This window comes from Corynebacterium sp. 045007 (assembly GCF_040743205.1).
GTDB lineage: Bacteria > Actinomycetota > Actinomycetes > Mycobacteriales > Mycobacteriaceae > Corynebacterium > Corynebacterium jeikeium_D.
This window is the reverse complement of sequence record NZ_JBFLKW010000010.1, coordinates 39,564-58,880: the sequence shown is the minus strand read 5'-3', so window position 1 is coordinate 58,880 and position 19,317 is coordinate 39,564. Positions and strand designations below refer to the sequence as shown.

Sequence of the window (19,317 nt, the reverse complement as noted above, 5' to 3'; positions counted from 1 at the left end):
ATGCGCACGAGGAAGCTATGCCTGGAAGATATGCCCGAATCCGGGCATATCCCAAATTGGGATTTCCTACCCGGTCATTATTGACCGAGAACACTTTCTTCCATTTTCCGAAAAAGTCATCCAGGGCGCGACGGCCATGCCTGCCCGGTCATCATGACCGTGCAGATGGAAGCCATCTGTTACGAACCTCGTAATGGTTGAAACGGATAGATAAACCCCGGGAGCGCCGACAGTATCTTTAGGCCGTGATTCCGACCTGCCGAGCAGCGTTACACTTCGCTACTTGTCCGAAGACGTCGATTATTATCAGCCCCTTTTTAGCCCCCGCAAGCCCTTTTTACGAGAAAAAACCAGGTAGAAAAACGCTTCTACCTGGCCTTTTGGTGCCCCCAGTGGGACTCGAACCCACACTGAAAGGATTTTAAGTCCTCTGCCTCTGCCAATTGGGCTATAGGGGCCCCTAAGAAAGATTAATGGGCGATATGGGTGTCTACCAAACTCGCCACAATTCCGTCGAGGATATCCTTCTCGCTGATGTAGAAAAAGCGCTGCTCTTCCTTCGCTGCCTCGGAAAGCGGCAGCGCCTCAAACATGTCCATCAGACCGTCCACAATGATCGAGCCACCGGCGAAGACATCCGCGCGCTTCGGATGCATGACCGGATTCGCAGCGAGCGATTCCGCATCGGTCTCGACGACGGATGCTGTCAGCGCACGCAACGCCGCAAAGCGCAGCTGCGACAGGTGGATTGCCTCCGGGTCGTAGGTTTCTAGCCCCTGTGCCAGCGCCGACAGGGTGGTGAAGGTCCCGGCGCAGCCGACGATGGTGCGAGCCTTGTCGACAGGCACCTTCGCAACAATCTCGTCGGCCAGCTCCGCAACATACGAACGCGCCTCCTGGATCTGTTCCGCCGTCGGTGGCGAGGTCTGCAGGAACCGTTCAGTCAAGCGCACACTGCCCATAGCCACGGAATCAGAGCCGGCTACCGTACCGTCGTGGTCACCGACAATAACCTCGGTAGAGCCGCCACCGACGTCGATGACGCAATACGGACCGAGCTCGGGCTCCAAGTCATCGACTGCCCCGCGGAAGGACAGCGCGGCTTCCTCGTCGCCCGAAATAACCTCGGCCTCTGCACCCCACGGGGCGAGAATCTCGCGGGTCATGGCGAAGAAATCGTCGCGGTTGCTTGCGTCGCGTGTCGCCGATGTCGCCACCATTCGGACTGCTTGCACTTTTTCGACCTGCATAAGCTCCGCATACTTCGTCAGCGCCTCCCGCACGCGCTCCAGCGCCTCTGGAGCCAGCATGCCAGTGGCGTCCACGCCCTGGCCAAGGCGGACGATTTCCATCAGTCGGTGCAGTTCTGTGATTTCGAGAACTCCATCGACGACCTCGACCCGGCTGATAAGCAGGCGAAGCGAGTTAGTGCCGCAGTCGACGGCAGCGAGGGTCGTCATTTATCCCTCCACCCCCGGATACGCAATACCGAGCTCGGCAATCGTGGGCCAATCTGCGGGAATCGCGGTGCCGCGCAGCTTCTCGTTCTCCGCCGCCAGCGCCACCGACTCAGTACCCAGTCGGAAGTGATTCGGCCCCTTGGCCAGGGCGTAGGCAATAAGAACGTGGAGGCACTTCACGCGCGTCGGCATGCCGCCACCGGAGAAGTCCGTGCCCAGGTCTTCCATCTCATTGCGCTCTGCCAGAAACGCCTCATGTGCACGCTGGTAATCGGCGGCGAGCTCTTCGTCGCTTTCCAGACGCGCGGTCATTTCCTTCATCACGCCAGTCGTCTCCAACCGGGAGGCCTCCGCGGTGAGTCGCGGATCAGTTAGGTAAAAGAGCGTGGGAAACGGAGTGCCATCGTCCAAGCGCGGCTTCGTCTTGACCACACCAGGAGTGCCGTCGGGGCTGCGGTAAGAGATGTCCACTACACCCCGCGGTTCACGTCCGAGCTGCTCCGCTATCACTTCCAAATCTGCGGTATCCACAGACATCGGTCACACTCCTTTTGCTTCCGTTTTACTGACACATAATCTCACAGTCGCCTTACAAGCGCGTTGTTTCGCTTTACGACGGCACACTCCGCCGCGCATGCAACCTCACCGAGAGGCTCAGGTAGCCGTATGGAGGTTTAGGACTCCGGTACCGTCGGCAAGCTCTCTGGCCTCGTTGCCTGATCGCGCCCCGGATTCGGGCGAGTCTCTTCGGGTTCGGGCGGGATGGAAATGGAATCCCACAGCGTCTCGTACCACTTCTTAGCCTGGTGCTGCGGAATTTCCTCCGGCTGCGTCACAGACTGTTCGCCCACGGCCGGATCGAGGATACGGAATGGGGTCTCCCCCGGCTCTACCAGCCCCAGGCGCAGACGTGCCTGCTCCTTAACGTAGGCGGGGTTGGAGTAAAGCTCCTTTTCATCCTCTAACTGCTTAATTCGCTGTTCCATGCGAGCAATATTGTCCTGCGTTGCGGCTACATCCGCCTGTTGTTGTGCAAAAGTCCGCAGCGGAATTGCGAGAACAGATACTAAGAAAAGCACCAGCAGACCAATGCCGATCTTCTGTGCTGTGCTCAGCGAGCGCATTCCCGATGCGATTGCCGCTGCCGAACGCTGCCCCGCCCCTGCAGGGCGCGACTGTGTTCCGCGGCGAGATCGGTCCGATGCACTCATGCCCCACACTCTACCCGACCGCCAGCCGATGAAATAACAAAAACCCGCCCACAACCACGTGCGTGGTGCGGACGGGCAGTGCTAGACGCAGCTTTCGCAGCGCCTCAGCTCTTTACTTGAAGCGCGGGAATGCGCTGCGGCCAGCGTAGACAGCAGCGTCACCCAGGTACTCCTCGATGCGCAGCAGCTGGTTGTACTTAGCAACGCGCTCGGAGCGAGCCGGAGCACCGGTCTTGATCTGACCACAGTTCAGGCCGACAGCCAGGTCAGCGATGGTGGTGTCCTCGGTCTCACCAGAGCGGTGGGACATCATGGACTTGTAGCCGGCGTTGTGAGCCATTGCGACGGCCTCGAAGGTCTCGGACAGGGTACCAATCTGGTTGACCTTGACCAGCAGAGCATTAGCGGCCTTCTTCTCAATGCCCTCTGCCAGACGCTTCGGGTTGGTGACGAAGAAGTCGTCGCCGACAATCTGGACCTTGTCACCAAGCTGAGCGGTCAGGGTGGTGTAACCCTCCCAGTCATCTTCCTGCAGCGGATCCTCGATGGAGACGATGGCGTAGTTCTCAACCAGGTCAGCGTAGACAGCTGCCATCTCCTCAGCGGTGTGCTCGCCGCCCTCGAAGTGGTACTTGCCGTCCTTGAAGAACTCGGAAGAAGCAACGTCGAGAGCCAGAGCGACATCGTCGCCCAGCTTGTAGCCTGCAGCCTCAATTGCCTCAACAATCAGGTCAAGAGCAGCCTTGGTGGAGTCAACCGACGGAGCAAAGCCACCCTCATCGCCGAGGCCAGTGGACAGGCCCTTATCCTTAATGACCTTCTTGAGTGCGTGGTAGACCTCAGCACCGACGCGCAGTGCTTCCTTGAAGGTCGGGGCGCCAATCGGAGCAATCATGAACTCCTGGACGTCAACGCCGGAGTCAGCGTGTGCGCCACCGTTGAGGATGTTCATCATCGGAACCGGCAGAACGTGACCGTTCGGGCCGCCGACGTAGCGGAACAGATCCAGGCCAGCGGACTCAGCAGCAGCCTTGGCAACAGCCATGGAAACACCCAGGATTGCGTTAGCACCCAGGCGGGACTTGTTGTCGGTGCCGTCCAGCTCAATCATGGTCTTGTCAACCAGACGCTGGTCCTCAGCCTCGAGGCCAATAATTGCGTCCTCAATCTCCTCGAGCACAGCGCGGACAGCCTTCTCGACACCCTTGCCCAGGTAACGGTCTCCGCCATCGCGGAGCTCGTGTGCCTCATGAACGCCGGTGGAGGCACCGGACGGAACCGCAGCGCGGCCCACAGCGCCGTCTTCCAACAGCACCTCAACCTCAACGGTCGGGTTACCACGGGAGTCCAGAATTTCGCGTGCGTTCAACTCGATGATTGCAGCCATAGGTCACCTTTCCGCCGGAACCGTTCCGGCACATGACTCCAATTGTGGCACGGTTTGCCAACCTTCGCCTTAAATCCTTTTCACCCTATGCGGGCTGATTCAGCGCATAGTTCGCCGCAGCATCCCGAACATCGCGAAGATACTGCTCAGACTGGTTATACGAGCGAATTGCAGATGCCCACCCTTCCGGGGTGGCGAGGTCGCGTTCCCCACTGCAGAGCATCCGTGCCGTGGTCGCAGTTGCGTCGTCGATGTTGTTGGGGTCGGCGACACCATCACCAGAGGCATCCATCGCAAAACGATGCCAGGTCTCGGGAATAAACTGCATCGGCCCCACAGCGCGGTCATACTCTGTGTCACCGTCGAGTTCGCCGTTGTCAGTATCGAGAACCTCAGCAAACCCACTCGTGCCGTCCAGCGGCGGACCGATAATCGTCGGACTGACTACCCCATCGGCGCCGATATGAGCCGGCTTGAGCCAATTGCCCGAGTACGTGCCGTGATTAGTCTCCACTTTGCCCAGTCCTGCAAGCGTGTTCCACTCCAGGTGGCAGTTCGGGAACTGTTCTGCCGCAATCACATATGCGTTGCCGTAGGCGCGGAGAGCGTCCTCAGAAATACCCGTCTTCGGGGAAATCTGCTGCGCCCACTGTCGGAGCTGTTCCGAGGTGCGCCCGGGCGCGTTGACATCAATCATCGGCGGTGGCTCAGCCGCAGCAGGCGGCACATTATCCGGAATCGGCTTCTTGGTCAACGACGGGATTACGGGTCCAGTGAACATAGCCAACGCCCCAACCGTGCCAATGATGATCAGCACCGCCAGGGAGGTTAGACCGAGGCAGCCACAGCCTCTCGAGGACTTCTTTTTCCCCTTACTGCGGCCACGCGGCTTCGCCCCGCGGGGTGCGGGGTGCGCGTATTCATCAAAGGGAGAATTAGAAGGCATGGGGAATTACTCTACGGGGTAGACCGTAAAAATCACTCAAACTCGAGGACAGAAATCACTTTTGCTGGAAACTAGCTGTCGCTTTCCGACGGGCCGAAGTCCTCAGCCTCTTCGTTATCTTCGCTGCCCGCTGCCCACTGCTCAGCACTGCCGGCCTGCTGATTCTCCATCTGGGCCAGCTCAGTCAGGAATGTGCGTGAAGCCTGTCGGGTCCGTTCTTCCGCACCGGACTCAGTCTCCAGCCCCGGGGTCGGGACCAGAATCTCCACTGGAATGTCTGCATCGGACAGTCCCAGTGCACGTGCGCGGCGGATGGCTTCCTCAGCCAAAGTCAGAGCTGGCAGCTGTGTGGCCGGGTTCGAGCGCGGACGTCCGCGGCCGTAAGCCCACAGTCGCTCCTGTTCTTCCTCCGACACCATCTCTCCCTCGGCCACAGTGCCGTCGAAGAGGTACGGCTGACGAGCGCGCATCTTCAAAATAAAGTCGGTCGCCACATCGTCGAAGTCGAAGTCCTCCGCGATTTCAGCGTGGAAGAGGATCTGCAGCAGCAGATCCGACAGCTCGCTACGAATGTCACCGCCCTCGTTGACTGCGTCGACAAACTCGTAGGCCTCTTCAATGAGATACGGCAGCAGGCTCTTGTGCGTCTGGCGAGCTTCCCACTGCCCCGTGCGCCGTGCTGCCGCCATGATGTCCACGGCCTCGACGACGTGGGGCAGACGAGCTGCGGCAAGCTGTTCCTGCGGAGTCAGCGGTTCTGCAACAGGCTCTGCCCCTGGCTCTGCAACCGGTTCTGGCTCAGGTTCTTTCACCGAGTCCTGCTGGGGAGCCGCCGCAACCTGAGCTGCCGGAGCTGCTGGGTCCGGCGCATCATCCAGCTCGACCGAGTAGACCTTCTCGCCCGCATCGAGGCGATCGAGTACCTCGTCGTTTTCCATATCGGTGGTGACCAGAATCTCCGCCTGGGACACCGAGTGCCCACCGGCGTCGGCGATTGCCCAGCGCACACGGATCGGGACTTCTTCGGTGTAGCTGACTTCACCGGTCAGCAGGCTAGCGGCTTCCAGCGGAATCGCTGTTGGAAAGCGGCTATCGAGCTTGATGATAGTCATACGGTTTCTAGTCCTTTCCCATGTGCGAGATATCCATACGTGGAATTCCCGCCATCGATGTCAAGAAGTCTGCTACCCACTGCACCAATGCAATATCGCGGACAGGTTTTGCCCGCAACCCTCGCCCTTCCTTCGGCATTCCGACGGAAACCGTGCGCGTTGCCGCACGATAGGTCGCCTGTGGATACAGGCGCTTGAGACGCACCTGCTTGGAGTCAGCAAGCTCCATAGGGGTTATTCTAATGTGCGCACCCATGGCTTGAACTTCATGCACGCCGAATTCCCGGCAAATAATTCGAAGTCGTGAAATAACCGCCAGTCTCTCCACCTCAATGGGTGGGGTTCCGTAACGGTCAACGAGCTCTTCGAGCACTACGTCGATATCGTCCAGCGCACTGGCAGCAGCAAATTTGCGGTACGCCTCTAGACGTAGGCGTTCCGACGACACATATTCGGCCGGAATATTCGCATCGACCGGCAAATCGATCCGAACTTCCTTCGGTTCGTTATCGGAAGCATCCGGAGTTTCACCATCGGCCACTGCCTTCAGTGCGGCCACGGCCTCGCCAACCAGTCGGACGTACATGTCGAAGCCGACGCCGGCAATGTGACCGGACTGCTCCGCACCGAGGATATTTCCGGCGCCACGCATTTCCAGGTCCTTCATGGCCACAGCCATGCCGGCACCCAAGTCATTGTTCTGCGCGATCGTGGACAGACGGTCGTAGGAAGTCTCCGTCAGCGTCTGATTTTCCGGGTAGAGGAAGTAGGCATAGGCGCGCTCGCGGGAACGGCCCACACGACCACGCAGCTGGTGCAGCTGGGAAAGACCCATATGGTGGGCGTTTTCCACAATCAACGTATTGGCGTTGGCAATATCCAGGCCGGTCTCCACGATGGTGGTACACACCAGCACGTCGTACTCGCGCTGCCAGAAGCCATCGACCGTGCGCTCCAGCTGCTCCTCCCCCATCTGACCGTGGGCCACTACCACGCGGGCCTCGGGCACCAAATTGCGGATATTCTGGGCGACCTTGTCAATGGTTTCCACCTTATTATGCAGGTAGAACACCTGGCCGTCGCGAAGCAGCTCTCGCCTGATAGCAGCGGCGACCTGCTTGTCGGACTGCGCACCGACGTATGTCAGCACCGGGTGACGATCCTGCGGCGGGGTGAGAATCTGGCTCATCTCGCGGATGCCAGCAATCGACATTTCGAGCGTGCGCGGAATTGGCGTTGCGGACATGGTGAGCACGTCGACGTGGTGCCGTAGCGCCTTGATGTGTTCCTTGTGTTCGACGCCGAAACGCTGCTCCTCGTCAACGATGACCAGGCCGAGTTCTTTCCACTGCACGCCGGTCTGCAGGAGACGATGCGTGCCGATAACAATGTCGACCGTCCCGTTCTTCAACCCTTCGAGGACCTCCTTGGAGTCCTTCGGCGAGGTGAAGCGGGACAGTCCACGGATGGTGACCGGGAAGCCCTCCATACGTTGGGTGAAAGTGGTCAAGTGCTGCTGCGCCAGAAGTGTGGTCGGCACCAACACTGCCACCTGACGGCCATCTTGAACAGCCTTGAAGGCAGCACGCAGTGCCACCTCGGTCTTGCCGTAGCCGACATCGCCGATGAGCACGCGATCCATCGGCACCGGCTTTTCCATGTCGGACTTAATTTCGTCGATGGCCTGCAGTTGATCTTCGGTCTCGGTGAAGGGGAAGTTATCCTCCATCTCCTGCTGCCATGGCGTATCCGGCGCGAACGCGTGGCCCGGCGCGGCTTGGCGCTCGGCGTAGAGCTTGACCAGCTCTTCCGCAATCTCGCGGACGGCACCACGGGCCTTGCGCTTGGTGGACTTCCAGTCCGACCCGCCCATCTTCGACAGGGTGGGCTTTTCGCCGCCGACATAGCGCGACAGCAAATCCAGGCTCTCCATCGGCACGTAGAGCTGGTCCGAGGGACCTCCGCGCTTGCTCGGTGCGTACTCGAGCACCACGTACTCGCGGCGTGCCTGATCCTCGCCCGTGCCGATGGTGCGCTCAGTGAGCTTCACAAACCGACCAATGCCATGCGTGTCGTGCACGACATAGTCACCGGCCTTCAGCGCCAGCGGGTCCACCCGACCACGGCGCTTCGCCGGCTTGCGGCGCCCACCAAGCGCGCCTTCCGCGATGCGGTTACCTGTGATGTCCTGCTCGGTAATCAGAGTCAGCGCGCCACCGGGGATTCGCGGGAACACCAGGCCACCGTGCAAAACACCCTGGTAAACCGTAATTCTTCCGGACTCGGGATACTCCGGGCCCGCCGCCATGCGCGTCGCAATTCCGGCTTCCCTAAACTTTTCCGCTTGCCGACGCGCCCCCGCGGGCGTCGCCGCCACGTACGCCACTCGCTCCCCCGCGACCGTGGCATCGCGCAGCTGCTTCATCAGGTGACCAATTTCCTTTAAGTCGCCGCGTGGCGCGGGCCCAGGCTCAAAGGTCAGCGGCAGCACATCATCTTCGGTGACTCCCGCCTCCAACATGCCGGGCGGGGAAATATGCCACGAAGTGGGCATCGGGATAGAGGCCAAGCTGCGGTACGCGCTGGGCTCCAACCCATCGGTGGCGATTGGCGCCGAGCCGCCCATCGCAGCAGTTTCCCACGCTGCGGCCATAAACTCCTCGCCTGCACTGATAAGGTCCTGTGCGCGAGAGCGAATGCGCTCCGGCCCGCACATGAGCACATGAGTTTTCTCCGGCATGACCTCGGTGAGCATCTTCATCGGATGCTGACTAATCAGTGGAATCAGCGATTCCATGCCCTCCGCCCACTGGCCGTCGCCGATGCGGGTGAGCATTTCTTGGACCTGGCCAGAGCGCGTGGTGGCGAGTTTCTCCGCGGCGGCCTTAACGTCGTCGTCGATAAGCAGTGCACGACACGGGAAGATATCCAGCTGGTCGACCTCTACCTCAGAGATCGTGCGCTGGTCAGCGACGGAAAAGGCGCGCAGGTCGGTGACCTCGTCACCCCAGAGCTCGATACGTACCGGCAGCTCTTCGGTCGCTGGGAAGACGTCGACGATGCCGCCACGCACGGCAAACTGGCCACGCCTGCCGACCATGTCCACATGCGAATAGCCGTGATGCACCAGCCGCTCAACCAGGTTCTCGCAGTCCCGGTCCAGTTGGACGTGAATGGGGGCGCTGGCTTCAGCCTCGAGGTCGTCCACAATCGGCTGCACCAACGAGCGCACCGCCGCAATCAGAACGTCGACTTTGCCCCGGCGAACGTCGTAAAGCGCCTTACGACGCTGCGCCACAGTATCCACGGCCGGCGAAAGCTTCTCATGCGGGAGCGTCTCCCACGAGGGGAACATAGCTACACGGTCGCCGATCATAGACTTGACCTCGGCAGTCAGGTCCTCCGCCTCACGGCCGGTAGCCGTGACGACCAGCACCGGCACCTTCGTGGACATGGCGTAAATAAGGTGCGAACGCACCGCGTCCGCACCCGTGAGCGCCAGCTCGTCTTCGCCGATGCGCCCGAGCACGCCGACAAATTGAGGATCCGTGACAACGAGGCTTTCCAGCCCCGACAGCGGGTTCGGCAGAATGCTGGGTGTGGCTTTCGCCGAGGAAGACGCAGAAGTTGGCATAGCCCCAATATAACCATGCACCCCGGATCCACCCTGCGTGCTGGTTAGCCGTTCTCCGCCACCTGCATCGGGTCTGCTGCGGCACCTGCGCCGAACTTCGCGCCCTCAGCGGCCGCTGGCACATCAGCGGAGCCATGCAGAGTCGGAGAACCCTCCATGCCGGCCAGCCCGTTCCAACACAGGTTCACGATGTGCGCCGCCACTGTCTCCTTATCCGGACTGCGCTTCTCCATCCACCAGCGAGCGGTCTGCGAAACCATACCGACCATGCAGTTTCCGTAGAGCACCGACATGGCCGGGTCGAAGCCGGCGCGTTTGAAAGCCTCGGCAAGGATAGGCGTAATCGACTCAGTGGCATTATTCAGCAGCGTCTCATAGCCACCCGCCACGCCGGGGTCGCGAGAAATAATGGAGAATCCCTCCGGGTTTTCCTCCACATAAGTCAGCAGTGCCAACACCGCCTGTTCGATGCGGTAACGCGAGCGTCCCAGGGACAACGCTTCCCTAATCGTGGCCTCCAGGGTCTTCATCTCCTGGTCGACAACTGCCTGGTAGAGCCGCTCTTTGGTACCGAAATGCTCGTAGACAACCGGCTTTGATACCCCAGCTGCGGCAGCGATCTCCTCCATTGAGGCGGCATCAAGCCCCTTGGCGGCAAAGATTCCACGGCTGACTTCTGTCAGCTGAGCTTTGCGCTGTGGACCGGTCATACGTCGTCTCGGAGAATTGGAGGCCATGCTTTTAGATTAGTGGCTAAAGTCTTGCTATCGTATATCGCAGGCGCAAGCGAGTTGGCTGAGTCGAATCAGCCATGCAATTTTTCGCGTTTGCCCCATTCTCCCATGGTGTAATGGCAACACTCCGGTTTTTGGTACCGGCATTCTAGGTTCGAGTCCTGGTGGGAGAGCAAGCGGGGGGCCGGCCCCTTAATTAAGAAGTGACTTTTCGCCCCGCCGTGACCGTGATGCACCCTGACCGAGGAGTAGCAAGTTTCATGTCGAACGGTTCGGCCACCGCTGTGGTCATTCTCGCCGCGGGTCAAGGCACCCGAATGAAATCCGATACGCCGAAAATGCTGCACGCTATCGGCGGTCGTACCATGTTGGAGCACGCGCTCTATGCCGCCAAGGGCATTAATCCGGATGAGATTGCTGTTGTCGTTGGCCACCAGCGCGAAAAGGTAATCGACGCCATCGGGACTTGGGCTTCGGATACCGAGCACTCCAACGGTGTCGCCATTGCCCACCAGGACGAGCAAAACGGTACCGGCCACGCTGTTCAGTGCGCGCTGGAACACCCCGAGCTGCAGAACTTCGATGGCACCATCCTGGTGACCACTTCCGATGTTCCGCTGCTGGATTCCGAAGCGCTCCAGGCGCTGCTCGAAGAGCACAACCGCAAGCCACGCGCAGCTGTGACTGTGCTGACCTCCACTGCTGACAACCCGCACGGCTACGGCCGCATCGTTCGCAACGCCGACGGCGAAGTTCTGCGCATCGTGGAGGAAAAGGACGCCTCCGACGAGGAACGCGAGATCACCGAGGTCAACTCCGGTGTCTACGCATTCGATGCCGAGACCCTGGCAAACGCTCTCAAGCAGCTGGACACCAACAATGCCCAGGGCGAACTCTACCTCACCGATGTCATTGGCATCGCCCGTGAGGCCGACCGCTCAGTGCGCGGTCACCGCCTCGCCGACGCCACCGTCGTCGCCGGTGTCAATGACCGCGTCCAGCTGGCTACCCTTGGCCGTGAGCTCAACCGTCGCACCTGCGAGGCAGCTATGCGCGGGGGCGCCACTATCGTCGATCCGGACACCACGTGGATTGACGTTGAGGTGGAAATCGGCCGCGACGTCACGATTCTGCCGGGCACGCAGCTGCACGGCAAGACCGTGATTGGCGACGGGGCCACCGTGGGACCGGACACGACGCTGACCAACATGGTCGTCGGCAAGCGCGCCAGCGTCGTACGTACACACGGTTCCGATTCGGAGATCGGCGAGGATGCGACGGTCGGACCGTTCACCTACATTCGCCCGAACACCAAACTCGGTGTCGGCGCGAAGCTCGGCGGCTTCGTAGAAGCGAAGAACGCGCAGATTGGAAACGGTTCGAAGGTTCCGCACCTGACCTACGTCGGCGATGCGGAGATTGGCGAGCACTCCAACATTGGTGCCTCCAGCGTGTTCGTGAACTACGACGGCGTCAACAAGCACCGCACCGTTATCGGCTCGCATGTTCGCACCGGCTCCGACACCATGTTCATCGCTCCGGTGACCGTGGGTGATGGTGCGTACTCAGGTGCAGGTACTGTTATTAAGGACGACGTTCCTCCGGGAGCATTGGCGGTCAGTGGTGGCCGTCAGCGCAACATCGAGGGATGGGTCGAGCGGAAGCGTCCAGGTACCGCTGCTGCTGAGGCAGCGCAGGCGGCGCAGGTAGCTGACAACGCTGACAACAACAAGGAAGACCAGGAAGGCTAGACGGCAGATGACCGGCCAGTGGATCGATAACCAAAAGAACCTCATGCTCTTCTCCGGAAGGGCACACCCGGAATTGGGCGAGGCAGTTGCCAAGGAGCTCGGCACAGAGCTGACTCCGATGACCGCTCGTGATTTTGCCAACGGTGAAATCTTCGTGCGCTACGAGGAATCCGTCCGCGGTTCCGATGCCTTCGTACTGCAGGCGCACCCGGCACCGCTGAACAAGTGGCTCATCGAGCAGCTGATTATGATTGACGCGCTCAAGCGCGGTTCGGCCAAGCGCATCACCGCTATCCTGCCGTTCTTCCCATACGCCCGCCAAGACAAGAAGCACCGTGGCCGTGAGCCGATTTCCGCTCGCCTGGTCGCAGACCTGCTCAAGACCGCCGGCGCTGACCGCATCGTCTCCGTGGACCTCCACACCGACCAGATCCAGGGCTTCTTCGACGGCCCGGTCGATCACATGCACGCCATGCCGATTCTGTCGGAGTACATCAAGAAGAACTACTCCCTGGACAACCTGGTCGTGGTCTCCCCTGACGCCGGCCGTGTGAAGGTTTCCGAGAAGTGGGCCAACACCCTGGGCGACGCCCCGCTGGCCTTCATTCACAAGACCCGTTCCGTCGATGTCGCGAACCAGGTTGTCGCCAACCGCGTGGTCGGCGAGGTCTCCGGTAAGACCTGTCTGCTCATCGACGACATGATTGACACCGGCGGCACCATCGCCGGCGCTGTCAAGGTGCTGCGTGAGGCTGGCGCTGAGGATGTCATCATCGCTACCACGCACGGCGTCTTCTCCGACCCAGCTCGCGAGCGCCTGTCGAAGTGCGGTGCCCGCGAGGTCATCACCACCGATACCTTGCCGCAGTCCACCGAGGGCTGGGACAACCTGACCGTCCTGCCAATCGCACCGCTGCTGGCTAAGACGATCCACGAGATCTTCGAAAACGGTTCCGTCACCACCCTCTTCGAGGGTCAGGCATAAGTTCTTTCCGCTTGCCGACGGGCACCCCGCCGCGACCAGCAACCTAGTTTTGCTGGTGGTGGCGGGGTTTGCTGTTTGACCTGTTAGTCCACTACAATTTCTCCGGTAAGTCTCGGCGAGGGCGGCCACAGTAGGTGGTTGCCGTTATCGACGCGACGCTCGCAGCCCAACTTTTGCGCCCACGGTGGCATGGATGCGGCACGTGCTCGACTCGACGACTCAGTATCGAATCGTTTAGGAGTCCATTTTCATGGCAAAGCCCAACATCATCAAGATTGATGCTCGTAACCGCACCGAGTTCGGCAAGGGTGCCGCTCGCCGTGCCCGCGTTGCTGGCGACATCCCGGTTGTCATCTACGGCGCTGACCTGGATGCCCCGAAGCACATCCTCGTTGACACTCTGGATTTCCACGCTGTCATCCGTAACCACGGTGTCAACGCTGTTCTGGACGTCAACATCGAGGGCGAGTCCCAGCTGTCCATGGTCAAGGCTGTTGACCAGAACCCGCTGACCCTCGACATCGACCACGCTGACCTGCTCGCCATTCACCGTGACGAGAAGGTTGAGGTTGAGGTTCCGGTCGTTCCGACTGGCGAGCTCGCTCCGGGCGCCCTGCTCATGCAGGATGCCGAAACCATTCTGGTCAACGCACCGGTTCTGGCTATTCCGGAAGAGATCGAGGTCTCCGTCGAGGGTGCAGAGGTCGGCACCATGGTTCACGCCGGCGACGTTACCCTGCCGGAGGGCCTGGTCCTCACCGACGACGCTGACCTGCTCATCTTCAACATTGTCGAGCCGGAGGAAGAGCCGGCTGGTGACGTCGATGCCGATATCGAGGGCATGGGCGAGGCTGAGACCCCGGATGAGCCGGCTGAGGAAGAGGCTGAGTAATTCAAACGCTGAATGGCTCTATCTGACTGAACCAGTACAGGCTTTCACGTTTAGCTAAAAAGGGACGGACACTCTGGTCCGTCCCTTTTTTGTTCTTGAAACTCCCCGAAGCCAACAGACCGCGCACCGTGTGCCAAGATTGAATTCATGAACGCCTCCACCACACCTCTGCTTGTCGTGGGGCTCGGCAACCCTGGGCCCAAATATGAACTCACCCGCCATAACGTCGGGCATCTGGTGCTAGATGAACTAGCCAGCCGCACTTCTCCGATGCCTTCGTCGTTTAGCGTGCATAAGAAGTCCAACGCTGAGATTGTGCAGACTCGGTTTAAGACCTCCGATGGCGGCGAGCGACAGGTGATTCTGGCTAAGCCCCGGACCTACATGAATCTGTCGGGTGGTCCGATTGCGGCGCTGGCCAAGTTCTTCAACGTCGCGCCTACCGACGTCGTGGTAGTCCACGATGAGCTGGACCTGGACCCGGGCGTGGTACGGCTTAAGCGCGGCGGGGGCGAGAATGGCCACAATGGCCTGCGCTCGACCACGAAGTCGTTGGGCACGAAGGACTACATGCGGGTGCGCATTGGTATTGGCCGTCCTCCGGGCCGCCAGGATCCCGCTGACTACGTTCTGCGTAACTTCAATGCCAACGAGCGTGAGGAGCTCGCTTTCACTCTGCCCACCGCGGCGGAGGCAGTGGAGCTAATTGCCAGCCACGGGCTGGAGATTGCGCAGAACCAGATTCACGGGCGGTAGCAGAAGCGGCAAGGCAGCAATTAGCCCCCTTCCCCTCAGTTTTCACTGAGGGGAAGGGGGGGCTAATTTCACGTTCCCGGGAGCTTCAGTCTTTAGAGCTCGTCGGTGTTCGTGCTGCTCGGCGTTTTCGTCGGCGTTTTCGCTCTGTCCACCGAGCGCCTGGCGGTGGGATTCGGGAAGCTGCGGCAGGGCGCCCGTGAGGGCATCGACCAGGTGATGAGGATCAGGCGCCCGAGGAGCTCCCCGTCCGGCACGCCCACGACTCGGCGTAGCGGCCGCCCTTCGCCAGCAATTCATCGTGCGTGCCCCGTTCTGCGACCGTCCCGTCCTCCGAAAGCACGACGATGAGGTCGGCATCGCGAACGGTGTGCAGGCGATGGGCGACGACAATCACGGTGCGATCGCCGCGCAACGCCTCCATCGTGCCGACGATCGCCCGCTCAGTGGCCGCATCCAGCGAGGACGTCGGCTCGTCGAGAAGCACCACCGGGGAATCCTTCAGAAGCGCCCGGGCAATGGCGAGGCGCTGCCGCTCGCCTCCCGACAGCAGCGTCCCCTCCTCCCCCACCGGGGTATCCCACCCGGAAGGCAGCAGCTCCACGATGCGGTCCACCCCGGAACGCCGGGCGGCCTCGCGCAAGCGGTCCCCGTCACCGGGCTCGGAACCGAATCCGGGATCGGCGAAGACCACGTTGTCCCGCACGGACGCGTCGAAAAGGAACGTCTCTTGGAACACCGGGGTCACCAGCGAGTTCACGCCGTCGGTGCCAATCCGAGGCAAGGGTACCCCGCCGATGAGGACCTCCCCCGAGTCCGGATCATGAAAACGCGACAGCAGCCGCATGACCGTCGTCTTGCCCGCCCCCGACGGTCCCACTACGGCAACCAGCGCTCCCTGAGGGGCACGGAAGCTGACGCCGTCGAGAACCTTCTTATCCCCGTACCCGAAGCTCACGTCGCGGAACTCCACGTCATGCCCGTCGGGCAGCTCCGGTGCGGCAGGTTCGGGAAGGGCGGGGATTGCCCGCAGGTCACGCAACGCAGCCAACGTGTTGCGGCCCGCACCGAAACCGCCGGACAACGCTCCCGCCGTGGTGATCGGTCCGGTGAACTGGACGACCACGATGAGCATCGGCGCCAAATGCGCCGGCGCCATCCCGCCCGTCGCGGCGACTGCCACGGCGACTATCACCGCCGCCGTGAACACCGCATGGACGACCGAACCCAGTCGTCCGATGGCCGCCCCCTGCGTCGACGTCGCCTTCGCGAACGCATCGTGTTGGGCCCGGATTGCCTCATCCACCATCGCGTCCGCCGCCGAACCGTCGCCCGCGGCGCGAATCGCCTGCTGGCAGCGGGTGAACTCGATCAGCCTGCCGGAGACGGCAGCGACGGCGTCAGCATGCGCTTCGTCCGACTCCCCGCCGACCCGACCAATGGCCCGGTAGGCGAAGAAGATCACCGGCGCCGACGCGACGAGAACCAAACCGACGCGCCAATCCACCGCCAGAATTCCGAAGGCGATGACGGTCGGCGCAACCGCCGCGGCGATGACAGGCCGCAGGATCACGTGCGGCACGGACGCCGCGAACGCGATACCCGACGATGCCATCTCCGAAAAGCGGCCGGCCGTGGACTTGGTGACGTACCCGAGTGGCAACGTCAGCACGCGTTCGCCCAGGGAACGCAGCAGGGACGACAGCACCGCTGCGGAATTCGCCCTGCCGACCGTCCCCGCGGCGAGAGACAGCACCGCATGGGCGGCCGCGAGGCCGGCGATGACGCCGGTGAAACGCCACGCCGTCGCATCATCTCCCTCGGCCAGAGCCGACAGCAGCGGCAGCAGCGCGACGAACGCCGCTCCCTGAGCCAGCGCGGCAAGCGCGGCCAACGCAATGAGCCACGCCAGCGTCATTCTCGAGCGCCGATCCGTCATCGACCACAAGTCCCGAATCATCGGTTCCCCGCCTTTTCATCGTCTAATTCAGTGCCCCGCGGGGCGGATGGTTCGTCGTCGAGTGCGAACGCGCGCCACAAATCCCGGTAGCGGCCACCGCGCGCAAGCAACTCGTCGTGGGTACCCGCCTCCGCGACCGCTCCCCCATCGAGAACGAGGATGCGGTCGGCGTTTCGGATCGTGCTCAACCTGTGCGCGATCACAATCACCGTCCGTGAACGGGCCAAACGCTCGATTGCGGACTGGATGAGGGCCTCGGAAGCCGGATCCGCGTAAGCGGTTGCCTCGTCGAAGATGAGCACCGGCGCGTCCGTGACGATCGACCTCGCGATGGCCACGCGCTGCGCCTCACCACCGGAAAAGGTCACGTCGACGTTGACCACCGAATCCAGGCCCTTCGGCAGCGCCGCGATGACCGCATCGAGGTTCGCGAGCTTCGCGGCCGCCATGATTTCGCCGTCGGTGGCGTCTCTCCTGGCCAGCCGGATGTTCTCCCGCAACGGCAGCGTGAGCAACTGCGGATCTTGGAACACCACCGACACCGAGCGGTGCACGTCGCGCACGGCGATGTCGCGAAGATCGGCGCCGCCCAGCAGCACCGAGCCTTCAACGGGGTCGTAGAAACGCGCCAACAGCCGGGCGACGGTGGACTTTCCGGAACCGGAGGACCCCACCAGCGCAGTGAGGGTCCCCGGTTCGAACGTCGCGGACATCCCGTCGAGGACCCGCGGCCCATCGCCGTAGGCGAAGACCAGGTTCCGGGCCTCGAGCGCGCCTCCGCGCACGGGCACCGGATCGGCGGGCTCGACGATCGGCGGCGTGCCCAGCACCTCCGCGATGGACTTCAGGGCAGCGATCCCCGCGATGATGGGTTCGGAGTTCATGGCCACCCGCACGATCGCCGCGGAGAGTCCAAGGCCGAGAACCAGCCCGGCGACGAGCCCCTCCGGTAGGCCGCCCGCGGCGTCCCTCAGAGCGAGGCCGGCCCCGCACACCACTGCGAGGACTGTAATCGGGGACGTCACCACGTCGATGACCCCGAGATAGATGTTCGACTGCCGGGACCAGGCAGACCACGCACGGACGAACGACAGCGCCGCGGCATCGTAGCGACCCGCGCCCTGGTTGGCGCGTCCGAAGGACTTCATCACTGAGATACCTCGCACCAACTCGATGACCGCGGCCGTCACTCCTTCGGAGGCTCGCTCGTAGTCGCGCTGAAGACCGGCTCCGCGCGAAATCATCACACCCATCAGGGCGAAGGTGACCAGCACCGGGACGACCGCCACCGCCGCGATCCGCCAATCCACCGCGACGAGCGCGATGAGGGAAAGCAGGGGAACCAGCACCGCCACCACGGTCTCACCGACGGTGTGGCCCATGAGCTGGTGGACAGCCGCGACGTCCTTCTCAACCGACCCGATGATTCCCGACGAGCGCCGGGCGTCCAGCCAGCCCAGCGGCAACTTCCGGATTTGGGCGACCAGCCGGCGCCGAAGGTGGAGCTGCAGGTCGTTATCCGCCCGGTGCGAGAGCATGCCGGCGGCGCCGTCCGCGGCCATGCGCACCGTTGCGGCGACGACAATGACAGCCACGGCCAACCACGTCCGATGCTCCGGGGCCTCCGGGTACGTCATCGCGATGTCGATGATGCCGACCAGCGAAGCGACGGTAGCCACCGACGACAGGACGGATAACGCGACCACCGCACGCATCCGGGTCCGGATCGGGGCGAGCAGCGACCACGGGCCTACAGTCCCGTCCACGGCGCTCACTTGCCCGCCTCCCCGATTGCGCTTTTCTTCGTGAGAGTACAGAAGTACACCATGCCGGCGTGTGAGGCTCCGCCCAGCTTCAGCCCGTTGGCTTCGGCGAGGTCCTCGAGCTCGCTGTCCCGGAACACCCGGTGGCCCATCTTCGCCATGATGGCCATGTCGACCCGCTCGTTCACGTCGGGATCCTCGGCGAACGTCTGCACGTAAGCGATGCCGTCGTCGGCGAGCAGCCCGGCGACCCTGCCGAGCGCGGCACCCGCATCCTTCATTTGGTGGAGCGCGCCGCACACCCAGATTTCATCGGCCCCGCCGGTCTCTCCCGCGAGCGGCGCGAGGACGTCGGCGACGTGGAATTCCGTCCGGGCCCCGAGCCCTTCGACGGCGGCGCGTTCGCGGGCGATGCGGATCGCATTGGGCGACAGGTCGTAGCCGACGATGTTCGCCCTGCGATAGCGAGGCTCGGCGGCAAGCATGCGGGCGAGCCACCCGGTTCCGCAACCGAGGTCGAGAACCCGGGCTGGCGCATCCGGCCCGGGATCCAGCGCACGGAGCTTCCGATACACGGCGGCGACGTCCATCGGTTCACGCGCATAGCGGCTGAGGAACCTCGGCTGGACCTTGTCCTCGTAGGCCGCGAGGAGTCTGCGGTTGTTCTGGACGATCTGGGCAATCGACTTCATCTGGTTCTGTCTCCGGGTGTGTGGGCCGCGTCCACGC

15 protein-coding genes and 2 tRNA genes are annotated in these 19,317 nt (G+C 62.2%); 5 read left to right on the top strand and 12 right to left on the bottom strand.

Annotated features, from left to right (window positions below; translation table 11 throughout):
* Window positions 1–381 precede the first annotated feature (381 nt).
* From AB1Z34_RS06625 to AB1Z34_RS06585, 9 genes are all read right to left on the bottom strand, one after another.
* Window positions 382–458 (bottom strand) — tRNA-Leu (locus AB1Z34_RS06625).
* 12 nt (window positions 459–470) lie between these two features.
* Window positions 471–1,460, bottom strand: coding sequence for an exopolyphosphatase (locus AB1Z34_RS06620; RefSeq protein ID WP_367158098.1), 990 nt, complete (start codon window positions 1,458–1,460; stop codon window positions 471–473).
* Complete coding sequence (locus AB1Z34_RS06615) at window positions 1,461–1,997, bottom strand: DUF501 domain-containing protein (protein ID WP_048733959.1); 537 nt, start codon at window positions 1,995–1,997, stop codon at window positions 1,461–1,463.
* Window positions 1,998–2,134: 137 nt separating this feature from the next.
* Complete coding sequence (locus tag AB1Z34_RS06610) at window positions 2,135–2,671, bottom strand: septum formation initiator family protein (RefSeq protein ID WP_367158097.1); 537 nt, start codon at window positions 2,669–2,671, stop codon at window positions 2,135–2,137.
* A 112-nt stretch (window positions 2,672–2,783) separates the two neighbouring features.
* The gene (eno, locus tag AB1Z34_RS06605; RefSeq protein ID WP_048733955.1) at window positions 2,784–4,058 is read right to left on the bottom strand and encodes a phosphopyruvate hydratase; all 1,275 of its coding nucleotides are present in this window, start codon (window positions 4,056–4,058) and stop codon (window positions 2,784–2,786) included.
* A gap of 85 nt (window positions 4,059–4,143) precedes the next feature.
* Window positions 4,144–5,004: a lytic transglycosylase domain-containing protein gene (locus AB1Z34_RS06600; RefSeq protein ID WP_049172246.1), complete on the bottom strand. Its 861-nt coding sequence runs from the start codon at window positions 5,002–5,004 to the stop codon at window positions 4,144–4,146.
* A 71-nt stretch (window positions 5,005–5,075) separates the two neighbouring features.
* A complete protein-coding gene (locus tag AB1Z34_RS06595) occupies window positions 5,076–6,116 on the bottom strand; it encodes a MazG nucleotide pyrophosphohydrolase domain-containing protein (RefSeq protein WP_049172244.1) in 1,041 nt (346 codons plus the stop codon).
* 7 nt (window positions 6,117–6,123) lie between these two features.
* Window positions 6,124–9,750 carry a transcription-repair coupling factor gene (gene mfd / locus AB1Z34_RS06590; protein ID WP_367158096.1) on the bottom strand — a complete coding sequence of 1,209 codons (3,627 nt, stop codon included), beginning with the start codon at window positions 9,748–9,750 and terminating at the stop codon, window positions 6,124–6,126.
* A 44-nt stretch (window positions 9,751–9,794) separates the two neighbouring features.
* On the bottom strand, window positions 9,795–10,487 hold the full coding sequence (locus tag AB1Z34_RS06585) for a TetR/AcrR family transcriptional regulator (protein ID WP_101687444.1): 693 nt from the start codon (window positions 10,485–10,487) through the stop codon (window positions 9,795–9,797).
* Window positions 10,488–10,586: 99 nt separating this feature from the next.
* Here AB1Z34_RS06585 and AB1Z34_RS06580 point away from each other — a divergent pair.
* The 5 genes from AB1Z34_RS06580 to pth all read left to right on the top strand — a co-directional run bounded on the left by AB1Z34_RS06580 (window position 10,587) and on the right by pth (window position 14,868).
* A tRNA-Gln gene (locus AB1Z34_RS06580) sits at window positions 10,587–10,657 on the top strand.
* A gap of 87 nt (window positions 10,658–10,744) precedes the next feature.
* On the top strand, window positions 10,745–12,235 hold the full coding sequence (gene glmU, locus AB1Z34_RS06575; protein WP_367158095.1) for a bifunctional UDP-N-acetylglucosamine diphosphorylase/glucosamine-1-phosphate N-acetyltransferase GlmU: 1,491 nt from the start codon (window positions 10,745–10,747) through the stop codon (window positions 12,233–12,235).
* Between the two features lie 7 nt (window positions 12,236–12,242).
* Window positions 12,243–13,220, top strand: coding sequence for a ribose-phosphate diphosphokinase (locus tag AB1Z34_RS06570; RefSeq protein ID WP_016423206.1), 978 nt, complete (start codon window positions 12,243–12,245; stop codon window positions 13,218–13,220).
* 250 nt (window positions 13,221–13,470) lie between these two features.
* A complete protein-coding gene (locus tag AB1Z34_RS06565; RefSeq protein ID WP_016423207.1) occupies window positions 13,471–14,112 on the top strand; it encodes a 50S ribosomal protein L25/general stress protein Ctc in 642 nt (213 codons plus the stop codon).
* Window positions 14,113–14,259: 147 nt separating this feature from the next.
* On the top strand, window positions 14,260–14,868 hold the full coding sequence (gene pth / locus AB1Z34_RS06560) for an aminoacyl-tRNA hydrolase (protein WP_367158094.1): 609 nt from the start codon (window positions 14,260–14,262) through the stop codon (window positions 14,866–14,868).
* Window positions 14,869–15,091: 223 nt separating this feature from the next.
* Here the strand turns inward: pth and AB1Z34_RS06555 are convergent, their stop codons facing one another.
* From AB1Z34_RS06555 to AB1Z34_RS06545, 3 genes are read right to left on the bottom strand one after another with little or no spacing between them, the layout of a single operon-like run.
* Complete coding sequence (locus AB1Z34_RS06555; RefSeq protein ID WP_016423209.1) at window positions 15,092–16,825, bottom strand: ABC transporter ATP-binding protein; 1,734 nt, start codon at window positions 16,823–16,825, stop codon at window positions 15,092–15,094.
* Window positions 16,822–18,600, bottom strand: a complete 1,779-nt coding sequence (locus AB1Z34_RS06550) for an ABC transporter ATP-binding protein (protein WP_016423210.1) — start codon at window positions 18,598–18,600, stop codon at window positions 16,822–16,824. Before AB1Z34_RS06550 ends, AB1Z34_RS06555 begins: the two co-directional genes overlap by 4 nt.
* Window positions 18,597–19,280, bottom strand: a complete 684-nt coding sequence (locus AB1Z34_RS06545) for a cyclopropane-fatty-acyl-phospholipid synthase family protein (RefSeq protein WP_016423211.1) — start codon at window positions 19,278–19,280, stop codon at window positions 18,597–18,599. Before AB1Z34_RS06545 ends, AB1Z34_RS06550 begins: the two co-directional genes overlap by 4 nt.
* Window positions 19,281–19,317 lie beyond the last annotated feature (37 nt).